Origin of the sequence: Duganella fentianensis (assembly GCF_964031615.1) — a bacterium.
Lineage (GTDB): Bacteria > Pseudomonadota > Gammaproteobacteria > Burkholderiales > Burkholderiaceae_D > Rugamonas > Rugamonas fentianensis_A.
Genome location: NZ_CAXIQN010000022.1, coordinates 584,357 through 609,762, shown reverse-complemented (window position 1 = coordinate 609,762; position 25,406 = coordinate 584,357). Strand labels below are relative to the sequence as shown.

Sequence of the window (25,406 nt, the reverse complement as noted above, 5' to 3'; positions counted from 1 at the left end):
CTCAGAAGCTGTAGCGCGCCGACAGCTTGAACTGGCGGCCATCGGCCGGATAGATCGCGCTGTTGCAGCCAAACGCTTGCGAGTAGTAGTGCTTGTCCGTCAGGTTCAAGCCCTGCAGCGCCACTTCCCACTGGCCGTAGGTACGCGCATAACGGGCGTCCAGCGTGGTGTAGCTGGGAATGCGGGCACTGCACTGATTGGCGAAGTCATTACCGAAGCGCTGGTTATCCACCCACTGCGCGCCCAGATCGGCCGTCTGGCCGCTGGCTGGCGTCCAGCTGATCCGTGCGCTCAGCGTATTCTTCGGCACCAGTACCATCTGCTTGCCATGATTACTGCCTTCGGTAAAGCGGGCATCCACATACTGGTAGTGACCGTTTAACGTCCAGTCAGCGTTGATGCGCTGTTCGGCATCAAGCTCGAAGCCTTCACGGCGGGTCGGCGCCAGATTGACGTTGGCGTAGACGCTAGGGTTGTAGAAGATTTCGTTGGTCAGCTGATGGCGGAACACCCGCGCTGTCAGTTTCTGCAGCGCGCTGGCATAGCTGACGCCCAGTTCCAGATCATGCGACTGCTGTGGCGCCAGTGGCTGATTATTCGTCTGCGGATAAGCATTTTCGTCCGAGGTAGCCAGACGGTAGCTCTGGCCAGCCTTGCCGAATACCGTGGTGTGCGCCAGCGGCATATAGCTGGCCTGTAGTTCCCAAGCATTCACTGCCTGCACGGCACTGTAGGCCGTACTGCCGTAGCCAAACGGATCGCGGAAGTTCTTATCGAACAGTTCGCGCCGTACACCCGCCGAAAGACGGCCCTGATGGGCTGCATCGAAGCGCAGTTCATCGCGCAGATAGATGGCCTTGGCGTGCTGATTGGCGTCCGCCGAACTGCCGCCGGTGGCAACGCGGGTCCAGTACGTCATATCGATACCGGCAACCGTTTCGTTAAGCAGACCAGCCACATGGCCCAGATGGCGCACACGTGGCGAGAACTGGGTCTGCTTGCTCTCGTAATCCGTCACCGAAGGGTAGTCGCCAAAATAGCTGGCCTTGCTGTGCTTCTTACGGTAGGACAGATCGGCCGCCAGATCATACGCGCCGATGCGGCGCTGACCGAACACGGTCAGGCGGTCGCTATCGAGGCTGGCCGCATTGTCCGGCGTGCTGGCCAGACGGGGATTGCTGGCAAACTGACTGGCCTTCAGCGAACCGGGCAAGCCCATATCCTGACGCGCGCCTTCGTAGCGGAAACCGGCACGGCCAGCATCGCTGAACCACTGTGCGCCACCGGCGAACTGGGTCTGCTTGAATTCGTTGTTGTTACGGTAGTTGTCGGTGCGCTGGGTATCGAGCGTGGCATCGGCTGCGAAACCTTCCCATGCATGTGCGCCGGACAGGCGCAGCTCACCTGCGCCGAACTGGCCGCCTTCCACAAACATGCTGCCACGACGGCTGAACTTCACCGGACGGCGCGTAACGATGTTGATCACGCCACCGGTAGCACCATCACCGTACAGCACACTGGCGCCGCCACGGGTGATCTCGATGCGTTCCACGCTATCGATAGGAATAGTGGACAGAATGGCGTTACTCAGTTCATTTTCCGACAGGCGCACGCCATCCAGCACGATCACCATGTTCTGGCTACTGTTCGTGCCGAAGCCGCGCAGGTCCAGACTGAAATCAGGGCTACCATCGAGGCTCTGGCGACCATACACGCCGCCAATTTTGCGGATTGCCGAATTAACGTCATTAACGCCAGCACGCTGGATATCTTCCGACTGGATCACAATCGCGCCGATGGGCGGCAGGGCTGCATCGGCATCAAAACGGGCGCCGGTGACGACGACGGGGGCCAGCGCTTGAGCCAATTGCGCCATTTGTGCCGTTTGCGCGGCGACTTCCTGTGCCAGAACGGTCAGCGGGGTTACGGAGGTAAAGCAGAGAGCTACGGCTGCAGCGAGCCGGCGTGGACGGAAAACTGACATGACATTCATTTTCAAAAGAGACATCCGCCTGCGTCCCCGCAAGCTGGAAGTGTACGGAAGTGGCGCCGGCTATGCCTGCGCCCTTCCCCCTGTCTGGCCGGTATCCGGGCTGGCATGGCGCGCGTTGCGTCATGCGTTACCGTTGCGGGGGCAGCACACTTTAGCCGCCGCGCTGACAAGCGCGCACGACCCTGTGTTTCCCGTTTAACTGCCAGCGCGAACACGCTGGCAAGCACCAAAACCCGCGCATTATACGCGTCTACGCGCATCTGGACGGTTTTACCGCTGGCGCGCGACCCTATCGGTGTGGCAGCAGCAGCCGTTCGATTAACTATTTAGATCGAATCTATCGACATTTCATGGATTGATAAGGTGGGCAGCCGTCCTTATAGTTATGGGCATCATTCCCACGGAGTTTGCACATGTCTACCTTGCCTACCTATTTTCTGTCCCACGGCGGCGGCCCCTGGCCGTTCATGATGGATCAGGTCGGGCATCTGTATGCCAAGCTCGATGCGTCGCTGCGCGCCCTGCCGTCCGAACTGCCGGCAAGGCCGAAAGCGCTGCTGGTCATTACCGCCCACTGGGAGGGGCGCCAGTTCATGCTGTCGTCGTCGGCCCAGCCGCCGATGATCTACGACTACGGTGGCTTCCCGCCGCACACCTACCAAGTGCAGTATCCGGCACCGGGCGATCCGGCACTGGCCGCGCAGGTCAAGCAGCTGCTCGATGCGGGCGGCTTCCCTGCCGTGCTGGATGAGCAGCGCGGCTTCGATCACGGCACGTTCAGCGCCCTGTATCCGGCCTATCCGCAGGCCGACATGCCCATCGTCCAGCTCTCGCTGCGCCACGATCTCGATCCGCTGGCGCACCTGCAGGTGGGCCGTTTGCTGGCACCGCTGCGCGAACAGGGTGTGCTGATCGTCGGTAGTGGCCTGAGCTTCCACAATCTGCGCGCCTTTAACGCACAGGGCGCCGCTGCTGCGCGCGCCTTCGACGACTGGCTGCGCAGCGCCATGGCCCTGCCGCCAACCGAACGCACCGCGGCCCTGCTGGAGTGGGAAACAGCACCGGCTGCCCGCATGGCGCACCCGCGCGAGGAACACCTGCTGCCGCTGATGGTGGTGGTAGGCGCAGCCGAGCAGGATAACGCCAGCGTGCCGTATCACGAAGACGCCTTCATGGGCGCGCTAGCCGTCAGCAGCTTCCGCTTCGGTTGATCGCTCGCCGAACGCTGCATGCGATGCTGAACACCGCACCACATTAAGTGCGCAAGCAAGTTGTGACAGTTGGTGTATTTTGACTCCCTAGCGCTGGTGTAGACTGCGCCACTTTCGCAGTCTAGGCTGGCGCGGATAGCCGCTAGCTTTTTAATCAGGGAGTTGTATGTCGAATGTTCGCACTTTTTTGAGCGGTGCTACCGCGATGGCAGCAGCAATTGCGGCGGTAGTCGCTTTGACTGGCGCCACCAATCCCGGCCGTAACGCCAGCTTTGATGAAATTACCGTAGGCCGCATCAATATCGTCGAACCAGACGGCACCAAACGCATCATTTTGTCGAACAAGGCACAATTCCCCGGGGACTTCCAGCAAGGTAAAGAAGGCGCTCGCCCAGATCGCAGGTCATTCGCTGGCATGCTGTTCATTAACGAGGAAGGCACGGAAAACGGTGGTCTGATCCAGAAGGGCAGCATCAGTGCTGACGGCAAAATTTCATCGGGCTTATCGCTCACATTTGATCGCTTCCGGCAGGATCAGACGCTGCAGTTACTCAACAATGACAGCGCCAATTATCAGATGACGGGGCTGAAAATCAACGATGTTCCCAGCTATACCATCACCTCGATGGACGACGTGAAACGCTTTGGCGAAGAGAGCAAAAAACTCAGCGACGTTGAGCAGCGTAGCTACTGGAAAAATCTGGTAGAAAGCGGTCGTCTCAGCCAGAACCGTATATGGCTGGGCAATACCGGGGACAAGGGGGCGGCATTACAACTCAAGGATGCGGAAGGCCGGATACGTATGCAGCTGCTGGTCAGCGCCAACGGCAAGGCCGAAATCCGTATGCTGGACGAGCAGGGCAAAGTCCGTAAGTCCATCACGCCAGACTCGGTAGAATAAACCCATAAAGAAGGATGTCCGCGAGGTTCGTGCGGCCAGCCATAGCCCGGAATCACCGCACTACTTAACGCGAGAATGATATGAAACGGAATGTGCGCAACTTTGCTATGGCCATGCTGGGCGGCCTATGCGGTAACGTGATTTATGTCCACACGCTGGGCGACCCCACCAACTATCACTGGGGCCGCAGCCTGGTGTTCTCCTGCTTTATGGCGACCACACTGGTCGCCCTGCAGATCTACCGTCAGCGCAAAAGCTGACCGGACGCCTTAGGTACCGCGCTTGCCGCGCGCGGCCTTCTCGGCTTTTTCCGCTTCCTTGGCGGCCTTTTCAGCCAGACGGGCCGCTTCGGCGGCGGCAAACTGTTCGAGGCGTAAGGCGCGGCTAGCCGGCGTCTCCAGCGAGATACGGCCTAGCGCACCGCTGCGGTAGTCGCCGAGGAAGACGTGCGAGGCTTTTTCGAAATCCAGATCGCCACCCTTCTGGCGGAAACCGCGCCGCGCGGCGATGCCTTCCACCACGGCGATGCCGTCCATGCTCTCGATATCCTTGAAACCGTAGCGCGCTACCAGCAGCTGCGGGTAGGACTGCAGCAGTTCGTCGGCCAGGAACACGGCCACTTCTTCTTCGATCACGGCATTGGTGCCGACGGCATGGCTGGCGGCCAGCATCAGGCCATCGCTAGGCATGGCGATCTTCGGCCACAGCATGCCGGGCGTATCGACCAGGATGGTGTTCTTATCCAGATACAGCTTCTGTTGCTGTTTTGTCACAGCCGGCTCGTCGCCCACTTTGGCCACGCGCTTCTTCAGCAGCGCATTCATCAGGGTGGATTTGCCCACGTTAGGAATCCCCATGATCATGATGCGCAGCGGCTTGGTCGGCACGCCGCGGTGCGGCGCCAGTGCGCGCGCCAGTTCGGGAATGCGCGCCACGTCGGCCGGCTTCTTGGTGGTCATGGCATACGCGCTCACGCCTTCCTGCGCGTTGTAATAGGCCACCCACGCGGCCGTGGCGGCAGGATCGGCCAGATCGACCTTGTTGATGATCTTCAGGCACGGACGCTGGCGGAATTTGCGCAGCTCTAGCACCATGGGGTTGGTGCTGGCCTCGGGCAGCCGCGCATCGACCACCTCGATCACCAGATCGGTGTTCTCCATCTGCTCGGCCGCTTTCTTCTTGGCGGCGTTCATATGCCCAGGGAACCATTGTATCGACATGCTCTGACCTTCTAAAACGTTCTGACAATCCGCTATTTTACCTGCTGAGCCGCGCGGCTTTCGGATATGATGGGTCGCTTTTGCTGTTTCTAACCATATCTACAATATTTATTTTTCGACCGGAGTGCTGAAGATGAGCATAGCTGCACCGTCCAATCCGAAGGAAATCACCCTGCGTGGCATCATCCTGGGGATACTGATTACACTGGTATTCACCGCCGCACAGGTGTATCTGGGCCTGAAAGTGGGCCTGACCTTCGCTACCTCGATTCCTGCCGCCGTGATTTCCATGGCGCTGCTGAGCGCCTTCAAGGACGCCACCATACAGGAAAATAACATCGTCCAGACCATCGCTTCGGCCGCCGGCACACTGGCTTCCGTGATCTTCGTGCTGCCCGGCCTGATCATGATAGGCTGGTGGTCGGAAGTGCCGTTCTGGCCTGTGTTCGGCGCCTGCGCCGTGGGCGGCGTGCTCGGTGTGATGTACACCATGCCGCTGCGCCGCGCCCTCGTGTCGCAATCCGATCTGCCCTACCCTGAAGGCGTGGCTGCGGCCGAGGTGCTGAAAGTGGGCATGGCCTCGCGCTCGGGCGCCGAGGAAGGCAAAGCCGGCCTGTGGGCCGTGATCTGGGGCAGTCTGGCTTCGGCAGCCTATGCTGCGGGCGGCGCCATCAAATTCATGGCAGCCGAAATGTCGCTCTACTTCCGTACCGGCAGCGGTGCCACCGGCATCGGCGCTTCCAGCTCGCTGGCCCTGATCGGCGCCGGCCACCTGATGGGCATTACCGTCGGCATCGCCATGCTGGCCGGTCTGATCATCGCCTGGGGCATCATGGTGCCGCTGATGACCAGCCTGACGCCTGCCGCAGCCGGCATGGATGCCAGCGCCCATGCGCTGAGCATCTGGTCCAAAGAAGTGCGCATGATGGGCGCCGGCGTGATCGGTCTGGCCGCTATCGTCACGCTGGCCGGTCTGGCCAAGCCTATCTACAGCGGCCTGAAATCGGCCATGGAAACTGCACGCAAAGCCAAACAGGCCGGCGTGGCGCTGGACCGTACCGAGCAGGATCTGCCCATCTTCATCGTCGGCCTGATTACCCTGATCTCCATGGTGCCAGCCGGCTGGCTGCTGGCCAGCTTCCTGGACGGTACTACCATCGCCAGCCTGAGCGTGCCGCTGGTAGCTGTCGGCATCGGCTACATTCTGATCGCCGGCATGTTTGCTGCCGCCGTATGCGGCTACATGGCAGGTCTGATCGGTTCCTCCAATTCCCCCGTATCGGGCATCGCGATTCTGACCATCCTCGGTGCTGCACTCAGCGTGGGCATGGTAGGCCGCGGCATCCTCGGCCCGAACACGGCACAGGCACTGATCGCCTTCGCCCTGTTCGTCACCACCGTGGTGCTGGCCGTGGCCGTGATCGGCAACGACAATCTGCAGGATCTGAAAACGGGCCAGCTGGTCGATGCCACGCCATGGAAACAGCAGGTGGGCCTGCTGATCGGCGTGGTGGCCGGTTCCTGCGTGGTGCCACCCGTGCTGGAACTGCTCAACCACGCCAACGGCTTCGTCGGCGCGGCCAACACCCATGCCATCTCCGACCAGCCGCTGGCCGCACCGCAAGCGCTGCTGATCTCGACGCTGGCCAATGGCGTCATCGGCGGCAATCTGCAATGGAATCTGCTGGGCTACGGCGCGCTGGTCGGCCTGCTGCTGGTGCTGATTAACTTCGCTCTGAAAAAAACCAGCAACAACAAATACAGCCTGCCACCGCTGGGCGTGGGGCTGGCCATCTACCTGCCCAGCGCAGTGATTACGCCGGTGGTGATCGGCGCGATTACCGGCTACCTGTTCGAACGCGCGATGGAACGCAAGACGGGCGGCGAAACCGCCAAGCGTCTGGGGGTGCTGATCATGTCCGGCTTCATCGTTGGCGAAAGCCTGTTCAATGTGGCACTGGCCGGCCTGATCGTGCTATCCGGTAAAGGCGAGCCGCTGGCTATCGCCAACAGCCTCAATGAATCGAACACCATGATCATTGCCCTGTTGGTGGGCAGCGCGCTGGTATGGAACTTGTACCGCTGGTCGGCCCGTCAAGGGGCGCGTATCGTCAACTAGATCTCGGCCAGCGCCTTGAGGTGCGCTACTACGCTGCGGCCCAGTGCCGACAGGTTGTAGCCACCTTCAAGGCAGCTGACGATGCGGCCTTGCGCATGCTGGCGCGCTACCGCCATGATCTGCTGCGTGATCCACGCATAGTCTTCTTCCACCAGTCCCATGCCGCCGATTTCATCTTCACGGTGCGCATCGAATCCCGCCGAAATAAAAATCATCTCCGGCCTGAAGGCCTGCAACGCCGGCAGCCAGTGTTCCAGCACTACCTTGCGCACTTCCTCGCCACCGGAACGTGCCGGTAGCGGCACATTCACCAGATTCGGCGTGATCGGCTCCGGCTCCGTGTAGGGGTAGAACGGATGCTGGAAGAAGCTCACCATCAGCGCACGCGGCTCGTTGCGCAACGCTTCTTCCGTGCCATTGCCATGATGAACATCGAAATCCACTACGGCCACCCGCGCCAGCCCGCGCACGTCCAGCGCATGCTTGGCCGCGATGGCGACGTTGTTGAACAGACAGAAGCCCATCGGCTCGATCGGCCGCGCGTGGTGGCCGGGCGGGCGGATCGCGCAGAAGGCATTCTCGATCTCGCCATCGATTACCGCGTCCGTGGCCGCCACGGCCGCACCGGCGGCGCGCTGGGCTGCGGCCCAGCTGTAGTGGTTTAAGGTGGTGTCGCCATCGATGGGATAGGTGTCGCCTTCGGCCGGCACATTGTCGCGCACGATAGCGATGGCGTTGCGGCTGTGATTGCGTTCCAGATCGCTCAGCGCCACCAGCGGCGCCTCGCGGTGCTGGAACAGATCGTTCACATGAGCGCTAATAAGCTGATCGGCGATGGCCTGCAGGCGCGCCGGAGATTCGGGGTGCCAGTCGCCCATATCGTGCCGGGCGCAATCGGGATGGCTGTAAATGGCTGTGGTCATATCGCGTACTTCTACTGGTATCGCCCAATTTACCATAGAAGCCACAAAGTCATACTTGCCAGATTGTCTCAATGGACAATAAATCAATTGACTAATATGATTATCAAATAATAAATCATATCATTAAAGGTCCCCATGCGTCGTACCGTTTTTCTGCCCCGCCTAGCTCTCATTGCCGCCCTGTTCAGCCCCGCCCTGCAGGCCGCTACAGCCAGCCTGCCGCCCGTTGCGGCCTTTTTCAACGGCGCCGAAATCAGCAATGTCACGCTGTCGCCCAAAGGCGGCTATGTGGCCAGCACCATGGCGCTCAGCGATGGCACCCAGGCACTGGTGATCCGCGAAACCGCCGATCCCACCAAGCTCAAAGTCATCACCCGCAATGCGATGGATAACGCCCGAGTCACCAGCCTGCACTGGATTAACGAGCAGCGTATCGGCTTCACTGTAAAGAATATGCAGATCGAATTCGAGGGCAACTGGGATGAATTCGCCGTTGACCGTGATGGCGAGCGACGCGTCCACCTGATCGCCGGTAACTGGGGCCACCAGCAGGAAAGCATAGGTTCGCGCTTCACCAACCGCACGCTGACAGCCGAATACGGCTTCTTCGACACGGCCCACGATGGTTCGGACGACATACTGGTGGAGAAGTATGTCTGGAACCATACCGACCGCGCGCCCGACCATTCGCGCCTGTACCGCCTCAACACCCGCACCCAGATTTTGCGCAGCGCTTTCGAAGGCCCCCAGCCGGAAGCCGTCAAGGACTGGATCACCGATAGCAAAGATGTACCGCGCGTGGTATCGAGCATGGTCAAAGGCCGCTGCATCAGCTATTTCCGCAATCCTGAAGACACCCAGTGGAAAGAACTGAACAACGGTGTGTGCTTTACCGACCAGCGCTTCCAGCCCCTATTTTTCGATGGCGCCAATACGCTATTCGTACGTGCCAACTACAAGAACTACGGTGCCCTGTTTCGTTACGACCTGAAGGCCATGAAGATGGACGACGAGCCTATCGTCGAAACACCGGGCTTCGATTTCCACGGCGCGCCGGAAATCGACCGCGCCACGGGCAAGCTGCTGGGCTTCCAGTTGCATACCGATGCCGGCACCACGGTCTGGCTAGATCCCAAGCTGAAGGCCGAACAGGCCAAGATCGATGCCGCCCTGCCCGGCACCATCAACACCGTGAGCTGCGCACAGGATTGCAGTGCCAGCCCGGTATTGCTGATCGCTGCCGTATCGGATCGCCAGCCGCTGCAATACATCCTGTACAACCGCAGTAGTGGCGCCATGATAGGTCTGGGCAGCACCCAGCCCAACATCACCAAGGCACAGGTAGGCGCGCGCAGCTTCCACCAGTACAAGGCACGCGATGGCCGCAGCATTCCAGTCTACGTCACCATGCCAGCCGGTAAACCGACTGGCCCGCAACCGGCCGTCGTGCTGGTGCATGGTGGTCCGCAGGCGCGCGGTTCGTCGTGGGAATGGGATAGCGAAGCAGCCTTCCTGTCCTCGCGCGGCTACGTCGTGATCCAGCCGGAATTCCGCGGCAGCACGGGCTTCGGCGCCGATCACTTCCGCGCCGGCTGGCGCCAGTGGGGCCTGAGCATGCAGGATGACTTGAGCGATGCGGCACAGTGGGCCATCCAGCAGGGCTGGGCCGACAGCCAGCGCATCGCCCTGATGGGCGCCAGCTACGGTGGCTATGCCACGCTGATGGGACTGATCAAGGAACCGCAACTGTTCCGCTGCGGCGTGGAATGGGCCGGTGTCACCGACATCAATCTGATGTTCAGTTCCAGCGAATCGGATATGCCGGAAGAGTGGCTGGGCTATGGCGCACGCCAGCTGATCGGCGATCCGGAGAAAAATGCCGAGCAATTCCGCCACACGTCCCCGCTGCTGCGCGCCGCCGAACTGAAACAGCCGCTGCTGATGGCGCACGGTGCGCAGGACCGCCGCGTACCGCCCGAACATGCGCGCAAATTTGCCGACGCCGTCAAAGCCGGCAATCCCAACGTCAGCTACCTGATGTACAACAACGAGGGCCATGGCTGGCGTCACTCGGAAAACAATATCGACTTCTGGAGCAAGGTCGAAGTCTTCCTCGACAAAAATCTCAAGCACGCCGACTAAGGCGAACCGCACTGGTATCGCTGGCACGCGTTCTCGCTTAGAATCAGGGCAGAACAACCGTCCATCGATACCATGCACCAGCAACTGCAAGCCGTCGCCCGTCAGGTTGGCACTGTCATCGTCGGCAAAGACCCGCAAATCCGTCTGGCCCTGACCTGCCTGCTGGCCGGCGGCCACCTGCTGATCGAAGACTTGCCCGGCGTAGGCAAGACCACGCTGGCGCATGCGCTGGCCCTGTCGCTGGGGCTGCAGTTCAACCGCCTGCAATTTACCAGCGACCTGCTGCCGGCCGACGTCAACGGCATCGCCATCTACCAGCGCGAACAGGGCGCCTTCGTATTCCATCCGGGACCGATCTTCACGCAGGTGCTGCTGGCCGATGAAATCAACCGCGCCACACCCAAGGCCCAATCCGGCCTGCTGGAAGCCATGGCCGAACAGCAGGTCAGCAGCGACGGTGTGACGCGGCCCCTGCCCGCACCGTTCTTCGTCATCGCCACCCAAAATCCCGGCCACCAGATCGGCACCTACCCGCTGCCGGAATCGCAGCTGGACCGCTTCCTCATGTGCCTCTCGCTGGGCTATCCCGACGCAGCCGCCGAACGCGCCCTGCTGATGGGCGAAGACCGCCGCCAGTTGCTGCGCACGTTGCAGCCGCAGATGCAGCCGGCCGCGCTACTCGCGGCCCAGCAGGCGGTACGCGGTATTCACGCTGCGCCCGCCCTGATCGATTACGTGCAGGCGCTGGCCGCCACCTCGCGCAACCGGCCGTGGTGTGCCGAAGGCCTGAGCCCCCGTGCCGCCATCGCCCTGCTGCATGCTGCGCGCGCGTGGGCCCTGCTGGATGGGCGTGACCACGTGCTACCGGAAGACGTGCAAGCCGTGCTGGTAGCCGTCTGCGCCCACCGCCTGCGGCCCTTGCCGGCAGCGCCAGGCGGCGCCCGTACCGGCGCCGAACTGGTGCAACTGCTGCTGAAATCCGTTCCCGTCTGACGGCGATGAAAGCGCTTCTGCAGCGATTGCGCAGCGCAGTGCAGGCCCGCTGGCTGTACCATCTGGGCGGGCCGGCTGCCAGCAGCATGACGCTGAGCATGCGCCGCATCTACATCGTCCCCACCCGCGCCGGCCTGCAATGTAGCGGGCTACTGCTACTGATGCTGGCCGGTTCGCTTAACTACAACCTCGGGCTGGGCTATGCACTGACCTTCCTGCTGGGCGCCTGCGTGCTGGCCGACATGGTGGCCACAGCGCGCAATCTGGCCGGCCTGACACTCACACCCGGCCGCGCCATGCCCGTCTTTGCCGGTGCAGCGGCCAGCTTCCAGATCGAATTGACGCCTGCCGCCGGCCGCCAGCACTACGCGCTGTGGCTGGGATTTCAGGCCGATGGCACCAGCATGGTTCCATGCGACCTAGGCGGCGCGAGCCAGCTACCCGCCGCCAGCGTAGTGGTGCATGCCGCCACCAGCGCGCGGGGCTGGCAGGCGGCCGGCCGCATCCGGCTGGTGACGCGCTTCCCGCTCGGCCTGTTCCGCGCATGGAGCTACTGGCAGCCAGCGCAGAAGGTACTGGTTTATCCCGCCCCCGAATACCCGCCCATGCCCCTGCCCACCAGCGCCAGCGGCACCCGCAATGGCAGCCAACATCGCCACAATCTGAGCGACAACGACCACTTTGCGGGTCTGCGCGACTACCGCCCCGGCGACAGCCCGCGCCATCTGGCATGGCGCCAGATCGCCCGCCATGCCAGCGCGGACCACGCCGCACTGCTGGCGCGCCAGTTTGACGGTGGTGCAGCCGGTGCCCTGCACTTCGATCTGGCCCAGCTACCATCCCAGCTAACACTGGAACAGAAATTATCGCGCCTATGCGCATGGGTACTCGCAGCAGAAGCCTGCGCTCTGCCGTACAGCCTGCAACTAGGCCAGCAGCAGATCGCTCAGTCGCTGGGGCCGGCGCAGCAACATGACTGCCTGCGCGCGCTGGCGCTGTATCAGGCCGGGGCAGTCCCGGCCCAGCCCCATGCGGCACCCGCAGATGTGACGCCAGCAGATCAGGCGCGACCAGCGGAGGCACATTCATGAAGGGACGGCTGTTACGCTACACGCGCGAGCAGCAGGACACCCTGCTATTGCTGCTGGCAGCACTGGCGGTATTGGTGCCGCATACCCAGCACCTGCCGTGGTGGATCAGCCTGACCATCGCCGCCACGCTGCTGTGGCGCACCTTACTCACCTGCGCCGGCTGGCGTTTGCCCCCCATCTGGCTATTGTTACCGATCGCGCTAGCCGCCATGGCTGGCGTGCGCGCGGAATTCCACAGCTGGCTAGGACGCGATAGCGGGGTCGCCATGCTAACCCTGCTGCTGGGCTTCAAAACACTGGAAATGCATGCGCGACGTGATGTAATGGTGGTGATCTTCCTGTGCCATTTCGTCTTACTCAGTAATTACTTCTACAACCAGTCCATGCTGATGGCGCTGCATACAGTACTGGCGCTGGTACTGATCCTCACGGCCCAGCTCTCGTTCCAGTATGGCGCACAGCAGCCAGCGCTGCGCCAGCGCATGACACTGGTGCTGCGCCTGCTGCTATTCGCCGCACCGCTGGCACTACTGCTGTTTCTCGGCTTCCCCCGCATCAGCGGGCCACTCTGGGGCCTGCCCGGAGCCAGCGCCGCCGGTAGCTCCGGCCTGTCCGACAGCATGGCGCCGGGCAGCATCGCCGCACTGGCACGCTCCGATGCGCTGGCCTTCCGTGTGCGTTTCGAGGGCGCCCACCCTTCACCTTCGCAGCTGTATTGGCGCAGCATCGTACTGGGCGACTACGATGGCCGCCGCTGGACCCGCGTCGCGGCAAAGCCAGCATGGCAGCGCGCCGACATCGATATCGCAACGCGTGGCCCAGCGCTGCCCTACGAACTCACGCTGGAAGTACAGCAGCACCGCTACCTGCCTGCACTGGAACTGAGCGGGCCGCAGTTACAACTGCCCGGCCATGCCGTACGCGACACGGACGAAATGGAATTCCTCACTACCAGCGCCCCGTCAGAACGACTACGCTACCGCAGCAGCGCATGGCTGGACTACCGCCTGCAGGACGGGGCTAGTCGCGCCACCCTGCAGCGCTGGCTGGAACTACCGGCAGGCTTCAATCCGCGCACGCTGGCACTGGCGGCAGGTTTATCGGCCGACCATGCGGCAACGCCCGTGCTGGTGCAGCGCCTACTGCGTACGCTAGGCACAGGCGGCTACAGCTACACCCTCGAACCGCCGCTGCTGGGACGCCACGCCGTCGACGAATTCCTGTTCGATAGCAAAGCCGGCTTCTGCGAACACTACGCGGGCGCTTTCGTGTTCGCGCTGCGTGCCATGGGCGTACCGGCACGCGTGGTCACAGGCTATCAGGGTGGCGAACTGAATCCCATCGATGGCATGCTGAGCGTGCGCCAGTCCGATGCCCACGCCTGGGCCGAATACTGGCAGGCCGGTAGCGGCTGGCTACGGGCTGATCCCACGGCGGCCGTGGCGCCGCAACGCCTGCAAGGCGCGACACCGGCCGACGCCAGCCAGCAAGGCGCCACGCCACTGCTGCAAGCTCTACGCGGCGAAGCCGCAACATTGCTCGCCACGCTGCACTTCCAGTTAGCAGCAGTGAATAGCCAGTGGAACCAGTGGGTGCTGGATTACAGCCCCGAACGCCAGCAAGCGCTGCTGCAATCTGCAGCACAAACTGCAGCTCAGACTGCGGCACAGCCGCAGCGCTTAATTCAAACATGGCAGACATGGGGCTTTGGCGCTGGCGCGCTGGGCGCAGCAATGCTACTGTGTGGGCTGTTATGGTGGCGCCGCCAGCGCCAGCGCGATCCGCTGCAGCAGCTGTACCAGCAATTCTGTCGCCAGCAGGCGCGCCACGGCTTCGTCCGCGCACCGCAGGAAGGACCACAGGACTATGCGCTGCGGCTGCGGACACGCCCGTCCAGCGCTGCGCAGCAAGCCGCGCTGCAAGAATTTTTAAAGCTTTACAGCCGTCTGCGCTATGGCGCCGATCGCCCCGAATCACGTACTGCATCGCTTGCGATGCTAAGGAAATTGTTAGTTCTATGTCGATAAAGCCGTTGATCACCGCCCTGCTGCTGGCCACCCTGCTGGGCAATGCCTGCGCAACCCCCACCCAGCACAAGACCAGCAAGGCCAGCAAAGCTGCCGCGCACAAGAAAAAGACCGTCAAGAAGAAAGCCCCTGCCGTCGATTACGAAGGCGAGTTCGTCAACTTCGGCGACTGGAAAGAAGTCAGCAGCTTCCTCGATGACGTGGCCGTACGCAATCACTGGGACCGCGCGGAACTCAGCAACCTGATGGGGCAAGTACGCTTTGTCGATTCCGCCGTCCAGCTGATCAAACCTGCACCGCCGGGCAAGCCGAAAAACTGGCAAGCCTATAGCAAGCTGTTTATCGAACCCGTACGCATCAACGCCGGTCTGAAATTCTGGGGCGAAAACAGCGCCGCGCTGGAACGGGCCGAAGCGCAGTATGGCGTGCCAGCCGAAGTGATCGTTGGCATCATCGGCGTAGAAACCGTGTATGGCCGCAACACAGGACGCTTCCGCGTACTCGATGCGCTGACCACGCTGGCCTTCGCCTATCCGGAAACGCCCACCCGCAACGAGCGCATGGCCTTCTTCCGGCGCGAACTGGAAGCAGCGCTGCAATATGCGCGCAAAAATAATCTCGATCCGCTCAGCCTGCGCGGCTCGTTTGCCGGCGCCATCGGCATGCCCCAGTTCATGCCGAATAGCGTGATGAAATTCGCCGTCGACTTCGATGGTGATGGCCAGATCGATCTGCTCAACTCGCCCACCGATGCCATCGGCAGTGTTGCCGCCTTCCTCGTTGCGCATGGCTGGCAGCGCGAACTCAATGGCGCCATCGTCTACCCTGCCGCTGTCGCCCCGCACCTGCAATGGGAACGCATGCTGAATCAGGGGCTGGTGGCCAGTTATAGCTGGAATGAACTGAAAGTCGCTGGCGTCAGCACCGAACCTGCGCCACCGGACCACACAAAATATGGACTGGTGGACTTGCAAAATGGCGCAGAGCCCACAGAATACTGGTTAGCAAACGGGAATTTCTTCGCCATCACCCAGTACAACCGCAGTTATTTCTATGCGATGTCGGTGCTGGAACTGGGCCGTGCCATCAAACAATTGCGCTAAAGAATGTAAAGAAGCGTAACGTTTCTTGGAATATGGTCTTGCCAACTGTATTGTTTAGTTGACACGAAGAAATTTTTTCGACAAACTTGCGGTAGTTGAGGAATATACCTACGCGGAACACAAGCTGATTGTTTTATAATTAAGCTTATGGATTCAATAATTGTGAGCGCAGCCAGCATAACATGAGGGCCGGTGTATAATTCTCACACAATGTTGCAGAGCGACAACAGTACCCAAACGCAGCGTGATTCTTGTTGCTTATGGGTATGAGTTAGGTACAATTGTGTATATATTATGAAAATTGTTATCCCGGAATCCGTCCGTGTGTGAATTCGTTCCTGGTAAGGAAGAACGTGAACGCAGCTAAGCGAGCTCCGAGTGTTGTACTTTGCAGGACAACTTTACAGAAGGAAAAAACGAAATCATGACAAACCAAGTCGGCATAGACATGAACAACGATGCGGATGGCGATGATCTGCTGCAGTACAATCCCAACCGCCTGCTGGATACCCTGATTGAAAACCTGCGCCTGAAAAACGACGCAGCACTGTCGCGCGCACTGGAAGTAGCGCCACCAGTCATCAGTAAAATCCGTCACCACCGTCTGCCAGTCGGTGCTTCGCTGCTGATCCGTATGCACGAAGTTAGCGACCTGAGCATTCGCGACCTGCGTTATCTGATGGGCGACCGTCGTAACAAGTTCCGCATCAGCGACAAGCAGTTCAAACCGAAAGAAGGCGAATCGGGCGGCGGCCAGAACTGATCGCCCCCTGCGTCCTGCAAACTAACCTCATCCCCGGCAACGGCGATGAGGTTTTTTGTTATCAGGCCGGGAACACGCCGGTGGACAGATAGCGGTCACCGCGATCGCAGACGATGAACACGATGGTGGCGTTCTCTACCGTCTGGGAAATGCGCAGGGCGATTTCGCACGCACCAGCAGCGGAGATACCGCAGAAGATGCCCTCTTCCGCGGCCAGCCGGCGCGCCATGCGTTCGGCCGCAGCCTGCGATACCGACTCCACCTGATCGACGCGGCTACGGTCATAGATTTTCGGCAGATAGGCTTCCGGCCATTTGCGGATGCCGGGGATGGACGAACCTTCTTCCGGTTCGGCGCCAATAATTTGCACGTTGGGATTCTGTTCCTTCAGGTAGCGCGACACGCCCATGATGGTACCCGTGGTGCCCATGGCGCTGACGAAATGAGTCACACGGCCTTCAGTATCGCGCCAGATTTCCGGCCCCGTGCCTTCGTAGTGAGCGCGCGCATTATCGCCGTTGGCAAACTGATCCAGAATGATGCCCTTGCCATCTTTCTGCAACTGCTCGGCCATATCACGCGCATATTCCATCCCGCCCGTCTTGGGCGTCAGCATGATCTGGGCGCCGTAAGCAGCCATGCTCTGGCGCCGTTCCACGCTCAGATTTTCCGGCATCAGCAGCAGCATCTTATAGCCGCGCAGCGCCGCCGCCATGGCCAGCGCGATGCCCGTATTGCCACTGGTCGCTTCGATCAGGGTATCGCCCGGCTTGATGTCGCCCCGTTCCTCGGCCCGCTTGAGCATGGACATGGCGGCGCGGTCCTTGACGGAGCCCGCGGGATTATTGCCTTCCAGCTTGCCCAGAATAATGTTGTTGCGCGCCTGCGCCTCCGCACCGGGCAGGTTGATCAATTGAACCAGCGGGGTATTGCCTATCGTATCTGCGAGGGTTTTATAAGCCATCTTGTTGTGTATTCGTGCCTAACCAAAACCCCATTTTAATCCCATAAGCCCCCGCCTTGCTTGAAACCCCGCCCCGTAACGAAGAAACTTGCACGATTCATGGCTGCTAGCAGGTTTTCCGAATTGCAAGCCTGCGCCATATACGAAAAACTCACGTCAAACAGCAACAGCCGTGGCTTTTATGCCGCCAGCGGCATGCAAGTTCGTACACCTGCCGCGCGGCTTCCGCTAGACTGGCAGCACCCCTCACACCACTTTCTGCGCAGGACTGCTATGCCCAACAATAGCCCGGAAATGCTGCCTGAACTGACTGCCGATGAACCCGTCTCTGGGCCCGGCATCGACCTCGACACCCGTCGCCACCAGATCTTCCCCACCCTGAGCGAAAGCGATGTGAAGCACATGCTGCGCTTCGGCACGGTGCGCCAGTTCGAGGATGGTGAGTGGATCTTCCGCGCTGGCCAGACCAGCTTCGGGCTGGTACTAGTATTGCAGGGCCAGATCGAAGTCAGCCGCTACGACGGGCTAGGCAATACCGCCCACATCACCTTCCATCAGGCCGGCCAGTTCGGCGGCGAGGTGGCGCAGTTGTCGGGCCGGCCATCGCTGGCCAATGGCCGCGCCGTGGGCGACACGGAAGTGCTGCTGATCCAGCCGGAATCGCTGCGCGCCCTGCTGATCGCCCATGCCGATCTGGGCGAGCGTATTGTGCGCGCGCTGATCCTGCGCCGCGTCGGCCTGCTGTCCCTGAATTCGGGCGGCCCGGTGCTGGTGGCGCCGCGCGGCCATGGCCGCCTGCATACGCTGCAAAGCTTCCTGTCTGCCAACGGCCATCCTTACGAAGTGCTAGACCCCGAACACAGTGCGCAGGCGGCCGCGCTGATGGCGCACTACCAGCCCAAGCCGGACGAGCTACCGCTGGTGGTCTGTCCCGACGGCGTGGTCAAACACAACCCCACCGTGGTCGACATCGGCCGCTGTCTGGGCATGCTGCCCCAGCTCGATAGCGACAAAGTATGGGATGTAATCATCGTCGGTGCCGGGCCGGCAGGCTTGGCAGCGGCCGTATATGCCGCCTCGGAAGGTTTGTCGGTACTGGTGCTGGAAACCCGCGCCTCGGGCGGGCAGGCGGCAGCCAGCGCCCGCATCGAAAACTTCCTCGGCTTCCCCACCGGAATCACGGGGCGCGCACTGGCCGGACGGGCCTACGTACAGACCCAGAAATTCGGCGTCGAGGTGGCCATCCCCGCACCGGCCGGACGGCTGCTGTGCGACACCTACCCGCTACAGGTGGAAATGTGCGGCAGCCTACAGCGCCTGCAGGCGCGCACCGTGGTGCTGTCGTGCGGGGCGCGCTATCGCCGCCCTTCGCTGGCCAATCTGCGCCAGTTCGAAGGCAAAGGGGTGTACTACTGGGCTTCGCCCATCGAAGGCCAGTTGTGCAAGAACGAACAGATCGTCCTCGTCGGCGGCGGCAATTCGGCCGGACAGGCAGCCGTATTTCTGTCTACCCAGGCCAAGCATGTGCACATGCTGATCCGCAAAGACAGCCTGGTCTCCACCATGTCCAGCTACCTGATCGAACGCATCGAAGCAACCCCCAACATCACCCTGCACACGCAAAGCGAAATCGTCGCACTGGAAGGCGACGACGACGGTTTGCGGCAAGTGCGGGTACGCCATGCGCCGAGCGCGCAGGAAACCGACTATCCAGTGTGTCGGGTATTCCTGTTCATCGGCGCCGATCCCAACACGGGCTGGCTAGCGGATTGCGGGGTGGACGTGGACCAGCATGGCTTCATCCGCACCGGCTTCGACGTCACCAAAGCCCAGTGCCGCGCCAACTTCAGCAACGGCGTCTATCCGCCCGATCTGCCGGCGCGGGCGGCACTGGAAACCAGCGTGCCGGGCGTGTTTGCGATCGGCGACGTAAGGGCCGGCTCCACCAAGCGCGTGGCTGCCGCCGTGGGCGAAGGCGCGGCCGTGGTGGCGCAGATTCACGCCTTCCTCGCCAACCTGCCGCTGACCAAGGCTTAACCGGGCGCGTTTTGCAGGCGCCACCAGGGCGACTAGTCTGTCGTCGGAGTGCGCGCCTGTATGCGGCGTAGCTGGGCTGCCTGGTAGGCGGCAAACGCGTCATTGAACAGGCAGCGGATCAAGGGGTCGTCCACCACATCGGCGTCCTCCGGTGCGCCGTGGATGCGCACGTACATCGACGTCAGCGATTCACCGAGCGCCAGACCGGCATATAGTTTGGCCAGCGGTATCTCGGTCTGCCACTGTGGCGTCGCGATACTGTCATCAAGTTCGATCTCGTCGCCATGGATACGGTAGCGGAACTGCTGTGCCCTGCCCGCGTGATCGAACACGCTCAATTGCCAGCCGCAGGCAGCGGCAAAATAGCTCTCCTCGGGCAGCTCCATCTCGCGATACTTATGCAGCAGCCCCTCGCGACAGAACGCCAGCGCCAGCGCCGTCTGTTCCGCAGTGAGCGTATCAAAGTGGCGTGCAATCTGCGCCGTCGGCGGCGGCACCAGATCCGGCTGATAATCGAAATCGACCTCCTGCTCGCCCACCGGTATCACCCACGGCAAAGGCGCCGCAGCCTGCAGTCCCTGCGCGCTCAGCTCGAAGCTGACAGAAGGGTTCATGCGTACCACCTGCGTATGCGGCAGCCACTGGGCCAGCGCCGCGGCAAACTGGCGATACGTCACCGGGAACATCGCATGGTTGTACCACGACCAAGGCTCCTGCACGAACTGGCAGGAACTGGGCACCACGTAGCGCGGCGCCAGCGCCTGCAGCTGCTGCGGCCATTCCTCGGGGAGCTGGTGCGGCGCGCGGCTGGCGCGGCTAGGCGCGATCACATCCACCTCGCGCATGGTCTGGAAAGGCCACAGCACCATATCCCACGGCGCATAGGGTGCCAATTGCTCCAGCGTATCCGGGTCCATCCACGCGTCGACCACATTGAGCACATTCAGACCTTCTGCGCGCACATGGAACATCGAATCGACATCGGCATCGAGTGCACGGCGGGGGATCACCTCGAACGGCCCGATGTGAACGGGCTGATCCACCTTGAGGGAACGCACATCGCGGAAACCCAGCTGACGGATCAGCTCGAACAACTCCTCGAAATGGCAGTACAGATAGATAGGCGTCGCACGATCGAGCAGTTCCAGACTCTCGAACGAACAGTGATCATCATGAAAATGCGAAATAAACACCGCATCGACCTGCAGCGCACGGACCTGGGCCAGATCGAAGCGCACGGCAGGAAAAGCGTAGCAGTTACGGCTAAACGGGTTCTCGAATACGGGATCGAAAACAATGCGCCGGCCAGCGCACTCAAACACATAGCCGGCATGCAGAATGCGGGAAATCTTCAGAGTCATTCCGCCATAGTAACAAATCCTAAACCCAATTCGCCATTCGGGGTCAGATCTGTCATTCGGACATCGACGGCACACTATTGAGGCTGCTCAATATTGAGCAATTTGGCAGTCAGCATGAAATGAGGAAGCGCTTGGTAAAGCTCGCATCACAAAACAAAGCAGCACGATTGATGCATCTCAATCGTGCTGCTTGAGTGTCCGAATGACAGATCTGACCCCGAAGTTAGGAAGTTACCGGAGGGGAACGGGATAGGTGGCGGGGCTGACGTTGCCGTCCTTGTCTACGGCCTGCACGCCGAAGTAGTAGTTGTCTTTCGATAGCGCCAGCGTGGCTTCGGTGGCTTTGCCGACGAAACGGCTGCCCTGCCAGTCAGCCGCGCCTGTTTCGCGCCAGACCACGCGGTAGCCGGCTAGATCCGGCTCGGCATTGGCTTGCCAGACCAGTTCGGTGTCGTTCTGTAGCTTGGAGGTGCGTACCTGCACCTTGGCCGGTGCCGCCGGCGCCAATGCCAGCGTGCCTAGCGCGGCCGCATTTACCCGCGCTACCTGCGCGATGTAGGCGTAGTCGTTGTACTGCGGCAGATCGCCTATCAGCACGCCGTTTTCGGTGCGGATATTCTGGTGCTGGTGGTTGAAGTCTTCCGCCGGTTCGGTAAACCGCAGCGCTGCGTAGCCCCGTTCGAGGAAGGGCATGTGGTCGCCGCCACGCAGATAGCGGTCGCGCCGCTGGATCACGTTGACTTTGAAGCCCGCTACATAGCGCTCGCCCGATTCCTTGACGGAGCGTGCCAGCTGGCGCGATAGCGAGTCGTTCTCGCCGCCCGTCTGGATCAGGGTGCGTACTACGTCGCTGTTTTCTTTCTGTACCGGTAGCCCTTCGGCAAACAGGCGCACCTGCTGGTTGTCGATCTTGCCGTGCTCGTCACGCGAACTGCCGATGATGTCGTTGGTGATCATGCCGGCGATGTTCAGATTTTTCTGTTTGGCCTGCTCGGCCCAGTGCGCCGCCCCCAGCAAGCCCTGCTCTTCCGCCGCCACCGTCATGAACACCAGCGTGGCGTCGAACTGATAACGCGCCATTACGCAGGCCATTTCCATCACGGCCGCCGTACCGGAGGCGTCATCGTTGGCGCCCGGTGCGTCGCCCGTTGCATCCATCACGTCGGTATTGCGCGAATCATAATGGCCACTGACCACATACATGCGCTCGCGCGAAGCATCTTGCGTGCCGGCCAGCGTAGCCACGACGTTGACGATTTCCGTGGGGCGGCTGATGCGCGCGGACACCGGCGCAATGTGGCTATCGAACGCCACCTGCAAGCGCCCACCTGCCGCAGCCCCACAGCGCTCCAGTTCGGCCTTGATCCAGCGCCGTGCCGCACCGATGCCTTCCGTCTCGGAAACCGTGTCCGACATGGTATGGCGGGTGCGGAAGCTCACCAGCTTGCGCACATAGCCTTCGATGCGCTGCGGCGATATCTGTTTGACGATCTGATCGATCTGGGCCTGATGGCGGCGCGTATCGGGGCCGGCATCGGCAGTGGCTGCCTGTGCAGCGTAATTAGTCATGGCAGCCAGCACGGCCACGCTCAGGGTCAGCGGTTTCAGGTACATCGATGGTCTCCGGGGAAGATATCCGGCTATCTTCTCACGTCACCGCACTGAATTTTCGCTCTGAAACAATTCTCAAACAAAAACCCGCAGCTTTGCGCTGCGGGCAAGGATCAAGCAACTAGCACTACCACGGCCTAAGCTTCATTTGCCCGCTGGCGCAGCCGGCGCCGATTTGTCGGCCTTGGCGGCCTTGCTGGTTTTGCTGGCCGGGGTGGCCACGGCCGGTGCACCTTCCATCGATTTGCCGTTCACCACCAGCCCCGCCGCCGACAGTTTGGCCGCATTCTTGCCGCCTATGCCTTTGACGCGCTGCTCCAGATCGGCCCAGTCCTTGAATTCACCCTTCTTGCGCTCGTCCAGTATAGCCTTGGTCTTGGCCGGACCTATGCCTTTGACGGCGTCCAGCGCGGCCGCATCGGCCTTGTTGACATCCACCTGCGCGAACGCAAAGCTCATGCTGGCCACCAGCGTGGCTACAGCCAGTATCAGTTTCCGCATCATGTCACTCTCCCATAGGTTGCAAGGGCGACCATCGCACCTTGAAGCCCCATAACGACAGGGCGCCAGCGCGGTTGACGCGCTGACGCCCTGGAAGACTACAGAAGCTGAGCTAGATCAAGCGGGGAACAGTTCCTCGCGCGTGACGGTGGCCGTGCCCAGTTTGCCAACCACGATGCCGCCGGCGCGATTGGCCGTCTGCACCGCTTCCTGCCAGCTAGCGCCCGCGCCCAGCATGGCGGCCATGGTGGCGATCACGGTGTCGCCGGCACCAGACACATCGAACACTTCGCGTGCCTGTGCCGGCATGTGGAATTGCTCGCCTTCCGTGTACAGCGTCATGCCCTCTTCCGAACGGGTCAGCAGCAAGGCATCGAGTTTCAGGTCGCTACGCATTTTCTGCGCTTTGGCCGTCAGTTCTTCTTCGCTACGCCAGTCGCCCACGATGCGGCGCATTTCCGCTTTGTTCGGGGTCAGTACGGTGGCACCCGTGTAGCGCGTGAAGTCGTCACCTTTCGGGTCAACCATCACCACTTTGCCAGCGGCGCGGGCCGAGGTCACCATATCGGCCACATTCACCAGACTGCCTTTGGCATAGTCGGACAGCACAATCACGTCGTAGTCATTGAGCAGCGCCTTGAACTGCACTAGTTTATCGCGCAGCACGGTGTCAGTAGGAGCTTCTTCGAAATCGATGCGCACCATCTGCTGCTGACGGCCGATCACGCGCAGCTTGATGATGGTGGAAATCGCTGCGTCGCGTTTCAGGTAGCTGTGGATGCCGCCGCTTTCCAGCAACTGCGCCACTTCATCACCCGCCTCATCGTCGCCCACCACGCCCAGCAGGCCGGCATGGGCGCCCAGTGCAGCCGCATTGCGCGCCACGTTGGCGGCGCCGCCCAGACGCGCTTCGCGCTTCTCGATCCGCACGATAGGCACCGGCGCTTCCGGCGAAATCCGGCTCACGTCACCGAACCAGTAGCGGTCCAGCATTACGTCGCCTACTACCAGCACGCGCACCTGATCCAGTGCCGGCGCTACAGTCACACTCGTCGTCACGGCAGCCTCGTTATGCGCGGGTCAGGATGGAACGGCCGATGCCGTGGTACTCGAAGCCTGCTTCGGCCATCACTTCCGGCTCGAACAGATTGCGGCCGTCGAAGATGATGGCTTGCTTAAGCGCGCCTTTGATACGGTCGAAGTCCGGACTACGGAAGGCCTTCCATTCCGTCACGATTACCAGCGCTTCGGCATCCGTCAGGGTATCCATCGGGCTGCTGGCGAAGCGGATACGGGCCAGTTCCTCGGCGCTCAGATCCAGTGCCAGCACGCGCTTGGCTTCGGCCATGGCCACCGGATCGTACACGGCAATGCTGGCGCCAGCATCGAGCAGCTGGCGGATCAGCACGCGGGCTGGCGCTTCGCGCATATCGTCGGTGTTCGGTTTGAACGCCAGACCCCAGACGGCAAAATGCTTGCCGCTCAGGTCAGCGCCGAAGCGCTTGACCACTTTCTGGCCCAGCACCAGCTTCTGCTTATCGTTGACAGCTTCTACTGCGCGCAGGATCAGCAGGTCCTGATCGTACTGGCGTGCCGTACGTTCCAGCGCCTGCACGTCTTTCGGGAAGCAGGAGCCGCCGTAGCCGGCACCGGCGTACAGGAAGCTGTGACCGATGCGGGGATCGGAGCCGATGCCGTGACGTACGGCTTCGATATCGGCGCCCACCTGATCGGCCAGATTGGCCAGCTCGTTCATGAACGAGATACGGGTGGCCAGCATGGCGTTGGCCGCATATTTGGTGAACTCGGCCGAACGCACGTCCATCCAGAAAGTACGTTCGTGGTTACGGTTGAACGGTGTGTACAGCTTCTTCATCAGGCCATGGGCCTTCTCGCCTTCCGGCGTGCTGTCATAGCCGATCACGATACGGTCCGGACGCATGAAGTCTTCGACGGCCGCGCCTTCCTTGAGGAATTCCGGATTCGACACAACGGAGAATTTGGCCTCGGCGCCACGCGCCGTCAGTTCTTCCTGCACGGCCGCTTTAACGCGGTCGGCAGTCCCTACCGGCACGGTGGATTTGTCGACGATGACTTTGAATTCCGTCATGTGCTTGCCGATGTTGCGGGCAGCGGCCAGTACATATTGCAGGTCGGCCGAGCCATCTTCATCCGGTGGCGTACCAACGGCGATGAACTGCAGCGTGCCGTGCGCCACGGAGGCGGCAACGTCGGTGGAGAACTGCAGACGGCCAGCGGCGCGGTTGCGCGCCACCACTTCTTCCAGCCCCGGCTCGTGGATAGGAATGCCGCCGTTATTGAGCAGATCGATCTTCTTCTGATCCACGTCCAGACAGAACACGTCGTTGCCCAGCTCCGCCAGACAGGCGCCCGTGACCAGACCTACATAGCCCGTGCCGATAATGGTAATTTTCATGGTGTTACT

20 protein-coding genes and 1 riboswitch are annotated in these 25,406 nt (G+C 61.4%); of the genes, 11 read left to right on the top strand and 9 right to left on the bottom strand.

What is annotated here, in order from left to right; genetic code table 11:
* Position 1: 1 nt before the first annotated feature.
* Entirely contained in the window at positions 2 to 1,984 is a 1,983-nt protein-coding gene (locus ABNT42_RS19895) for a TonB-dependent receptor (protein WP_348699908.1), read from the bottom strand.
* 77 nt (positions 1,985 to 2,061) lie between these two features.
* Positions 2,062 to 2,239: riboswitch (cobalamin riboswitch) on the bottom strand.
* A gap of 167 nt (positions 2,240 to 2,406) precedes the next feature.
* Between ABNT42_RS19895 and ABNT42_RS19890 the strand changes: the two genes are divergently transcribed.
* The 3 genes from ABNT42_RS19890 (at position 2,407) to ABNT42_RS19880 (ending at position 4,365) form a co-directional block, all read left to right on the top strand.
* Positions 2,407 to 3,204 carry a class III extradiol ring-cleavage dioxygenase gene (locus tag ABNT42_RS19890; protein ID WP_348699906.1) on the top strand — a complete coding sequence of 266 codons (798 nt, stop codon included), beginning with the start codon at positions 2,407 to 2,409 and terminating at the stop codon, positions 3,202 to 3,204.
* 205 nt (positions 3,205 to 3,409) lie between these two features.
* Positions 3,410 to 4,105: a hypothetical protein gene (locus ABNT42_RS19885; RefSeq protein WP_348699905.1), complete on the top strand. Its 696-nt coding sequence runs from the start codon at positions 3,410 to 3,412 to the stop codon at positions 4,103 to 4,105.
* A gap of 80 nt (positions 4,106 to 4,185) precedes the next feature.
* Positions 4,186 to 4,365, top strand: coding sequence for a hypothetical protein (locus ABNT42_RS19880; protein ID WP_348699902.1), 180 nt, complete (start codon positions 4,186 to 4,188; stop codon positions 4,363 to 4,365).
* A 9-nt stretch (positions 4,366 to 4,374) separates the two neighbouring features.
* Here ABNT42_RS19880 and ylqF read toward each other — a convergent pair whose 3' ends face one another.
* On the bottom strand, positions 4,375 to 5,325 hold the full coding sequence (ylqF, locus tag ABNT42_RS19875; RefSeq protein ID WP_348699900.1) for a ribosome biogenesis GTPase YlqF: 951 nt from the start codon (positions 5,323 to 5,325) through the stop codon (positions 4,375 to 4,377).
* A 133-nt stretch (positions 5,326 to 5,458) separates the two neighbouring features.
* Between ylqF and ABNT42_RS19870 the strand changes: the two genes are divergently transcribed.
* Positions 5,459 to 7,444: an oligopeptide transporter, OPT family gene (locus ABNT42_RS19870; RefSeq protein ID WP_348699898.1), complete on the top strand. Its 1,986-nt coding sequence runs from the start codon at positions 5,459 to 5,461 to the stop codon at positions 7,442 to 7,444.
* On the opposite strand, the gene ABNT42_RS19865 is transcribed toward ABNT42_RS19870, so the two are convergent.
* Positions 7,441 to 8,367: a histone deacetylase family protein gene (locus ABNT42_RS19865; RefSeq protein WP_348699896.1), complete on the bottom strand. Its 927-nt coding sequence runs from the start codon at positions 8,365 to 8,367 to the stop codon at positions 7,441 to 7,443. The genes ABNT42_RS19870 and ABNT42_RS19865 overlap by 4 nt on opposite strands.
* A gap of 135 nt (positions 8,368 to 8,502) precedes the next feature.
* Here ABNT42_RS19865 and ABNT42_RS19860 point away from each other — a divergent pair, with 135 nt between their 5' ends.
* The 6 genes from ABNT42_RS19860 (at position 8,503) to ABNT42_RS19835 (ending at position 16,486) form a co-directional block, all read left to right on the top strand.
* Entirely contained in the window at positions 8,503 to 10,509 is a 2,007-nt protein-coding gene (locus ABNT42_RS19860) for an alpha/beta fold hydrolase (RefSeq protein ID WP_348699895.1), read from the top strand.
* Positions 10,510 to 10,581: 72 nt separating this feature from the next.
* Positions 10,582 to 11,502, top strand: coding sequence for a MoxR family ATPase (locus tag ABNT42_RS19855; protein WP_348699893.1), 921 nt, complete (start codon positions 10,582 to 10,584; stop codon positions 11,500 to 11,502).
* Between the two features lie 5 nt (positions 11,503 to 11,507).
* Entirely contained in the window at positions 11,508 to 12,593 is a 1,086-nt protein-coding gene (locus ABNT42_RS19850; protein ID WP_348699891.1) for a DUF58 domain-containing protein, read from the top strand.
* Positions 12,590 to 14,620 (top strand): DUF3488 and transglutaminase-like domain-containing protein, encoded by a 2,031-nt coding sequence (locus ABNT42_RS19845; RefSeq protein ID WP_348699889.1) that lies wholly within the window; start codon positions 12,590 to 12,592, stop codon positions 14,618 to 14,620. The genes ABNT42_RS19850 and ABNT42_RS19845 overlap by 4 nt, the downstream gene beginning before the upstream one ends.
* Positions 14,611 to 15,723: a lytic murein transglycosylase B gene (gene mltB / locus ABNT42_RS19840; RefSeq protein WP_348699887.1), complete on the top strand. Its 1,113-nt coding sequence runs from the start codon at positions 14,611 to 14,613 to the stop codon at positions 15,721 to 15,723. Before ABNT42_RS19845 ends, mltB begins: the two co-directional genes overlap by 10 nt.
* 424 nt (positions 15,724 to 16,147) lie before the next feature.
* Positions 16,148 to 16,486, top strand: a complete 339-nt coding sequence (locus ABNT42_RS19835; protein ID WP_348699885.1) for a hypothetical protein — start codon at positions 16,148 to 16,150, stop codon at positions 16,484 to 16,486.
* Between the two features lie 61 nt (positions 16,487 to 16,547).
* Here ABNT42_RS19835 and cysM read toward each other — a convergent pair whose 3' ends face one another.
* Positions 16,548 to 17,450, bottom strand: coding sequence for a cysteine synthase CysM (gene cysM, locus ABNT42_RS19830; RefSeq protein ID WP_348699883.1), 903 nt, complete (start codon positions 17,448 to 17,450; stop codon positions 16,548 to 16,550).
* Between the two features lie 273 nt (positions 17,451 to 17,723).
* On the opposite strand from cysM, the gene ABNT42_RS19825 reads away from it, so the two are divergent.
* Positions 17,724 to 19,487, top strand: a complete 1,764-nt coding sequence (locus ABNT42_RS19825; protein WP_348699881.1) for an FAD-dependent oxidoreductase — start codon at positions 17,724 to 17,726, stop codon at positions 19,485 to 19,487.
* Positions 19,488 to 19,519: 32 nt separating this feature from the next.
* Here ABNT42_RS19825 and ABNT42_RS19820 read toward each other — a convergent pair whose 3' ends face one another.
* The 5 genes from ABNT42_RS19820 to ABNT42_RS19800 all read right to left on the bottom strand — a co-directional run bounded on the left by ABNT42_RS19820 (position 19,520) and on the right by ABNT42_RS19800 (position 25,397).
* On the bottom strand, positions 19,520 to 20,848 hold the full coding sequence (locus tag ABNT42_RS19820; RefSeq protein ID WP_348699879.1) for an MBL fold metallo-hydrolase: 1,329 nt from the start codon (positions 20,846 to 20,848) through the stop codon (positions 19,520 to 19,522).
* A 231-nt stretch (positions 20,849 to 21,079) separates the two neighbouring features.
* Entirely contained in the window at positions 21,080 to 22,462 is a 1,383-nt protein-coding gene (locus ABNT42_RS19815) for a M28 family metallopeptidase (protein WP_348699876.1), read from the bottom strand.
* Between the two features lie 141 nt (positions 22,463 to 22,603).
* The gene (locus ABNT42_RS19810; protein ID WP_348699875.1) at positions 22,604 to 22,963 is read right to left on the bottom strand and encodes a DUF655 domain-containing protein; all 360 of its coding nucleotides are present in this window, start codon (positions 22,961 to 22,963) and stop codon (positions 22,604 to 22,606) included.
* 114 nt (positions 22,964 to 23,077) lie between these two features.
* Positions 23,078 to 24,019, bottom strand: coding sequence for a D-glycero-beta-D-manno-heptose-7-phosphate kinase (gene rfaE1, locus ABNT42_RS19805; protein ID WP_348699872.1), 942 nt, complete (start codon positions 24,017 to 24,019; stop codon positions 23,078 to 23,080).
* A 10-nt stretch (positions 24,020 to 24,029) separates the two neighbouring features.
* The gene (locus tag ABNT42_RS19800; protein ID WP_348699871.1) at positions 24,030 to 25,397 is read right to left on the bottom strand and encodes a UDP-glucose/GDP-mannose dehydrogenase family protein; all 1,368 of its coding nucleotides are present in this window, start codon (positions 25,395 to 25,397) and stop codon (positions 24,030 to 24,032) included.
* Positions 25,398 to 25,406 lie beyond the last annotated feature (9 nt).

What these genes read in the sequence shown, in the direction of transcription:
- ABNT42_RS19895 (WP_348699908.1), bottom strand. Translation starts at nt 1,984, where the DNA reads ATGTCAGTTTTCCGTCCACGCCGGCTCGCTGCAGCCGTAGCTCTCTGC.
- ABNT42_RS19890 (WP_348699906.1), top strand. Translation starts at nt 2,407, where the DNA reads ATGTCTACCTTGCCTACCTATTTTCTGTCCCACGGCGGCGGCCCCTGG.
- ABNT42_RS19885 (WP_348699905.1), top strand. Translation starts at nt 3,410, where the DNA reads ATGGCAGCAGCAATTGCGGCGGTAGTCGCTTTGACTGGCGCCACCAAT.
- ABNT42_RS19880 (WP_348699902.1), top strand. Translation starts at nt 4,186, where the DNA reads ATGAAACGGAATGTGCGCAACTTTGCTATGGCCATGCTGGGCGGCCTA.
- ylqF (WP_348699900.1), bottom strand. Translation starts at nt 5,325, where the DNA reads ATGTCGATACAATGGTTCCCTGGGCATATGAACGCCGCCAAGAAGAAA.
- ABNT42_RS19870 (WP_348699898.1), top strand. Translation starts at nt 5,459, where the DNA reads ATGAGCATAGCTGCACCGTCCAATCCGAAGGAAATCACCCTGCGTGGC.
- ABNT42_RS19865 (WP_348699896.1), bottom strand. Translation starts at nt 8,367, where the DNA reads ATGACCACAGCCATTTACAGCCATCCCGATTGCGCCCGGCACGATATG.
- ABNT42_RS19860 (WP_348699895.1), top strand. Translation starts at nt 8,503, where the DNA reads ATGCGTCGTACCGTTTTTCTGCCCCGCCTAGCTCTCATTGCCGCCCTG.
- ABNT42_RS19855 (WP_348699893.1), top strand. Translation starts at nt 10,582, where the DNA reads ATGCACCAGCAACTGCAAGCCGTCGCCCGTCAGGTTGGCACTGTCATC.
- ABNT42_RS19850 (WP_348699891.1), top strand. Translation starts at nt 11,508, where the DNA reads ATGAAAGCGCTTCTGCAGCGATTGCGCAGCGCAGTGCAGGCCCGCTGG.
- ABNT42_RS19845 (WP_348699889.1), top strand. Translation starts at nt 12,590, where the DNA reads ATGAAGGGACGGCTGTTACGCTACACGCGCGAGCAGCAGGACACCCTG.
- mltB (WP_348699887.1), top strand. Translation starts at nt 14,611, where the DNA reads ATGTCGATAAAGCCGTTGATCACCGCCCTGCTGCTGGCCACCCTGCTG.
- ABNT42_RS19835 (WP_348699885.1), top strand. Translation starts at nt 16,148, where the DNA reads ATGACAAACCAAGTCGGCATAGACATGAACAACGATGCGGATGGCGAT.
- cysM (WP_348699883.1), bottom strand. Translation starts at nt 17,450, where the DNA reads ATGGCTTATAAAACCCTCGCAGATACGATAGGCAATACCCCGCTGGTT.
- ABNT42_RS19825 (WP_348699881.1), top strand. Translation starts at nt 17,724, where the DNA reads ATGCCCAACAATAGCCCGGAAATGCTGCCTGAACTGACTGCCGATGAA.
- ABNT42_RS19820 (WP_348699879.1), bottom strand. Translation starts at nt 20,848, where the DNA reads ATGACTCTGAAGATTTCCCGCATTCTGCATGCCGGCTATGTGTTTGAG.
- ABNT42_RS19815 (WP_348699876.1), bottom strand. Translation starts at nt 22,462, where the DNA reads ATGTACCTGAAACCGCTGACCCTGAGCGTGGCCGTGCTGGCTGCCATG.
- ABNT42_RS19810 (WP_348699875.1), bottom strand. Translation starts at nt 22,963, where the DNA reads ATGATGCGGAAACTGATACTGGCTGTAGCCACGCTGGTGGCCAGCATG.
- ABNT42_RS19800 (WP_348699871.1), bottom strand. Translation starts at nt 25,397, where the DNA reads ATGAAAATTACCATTATCGGCACGGGCTATGTAGGTCTGGTCACGGGC.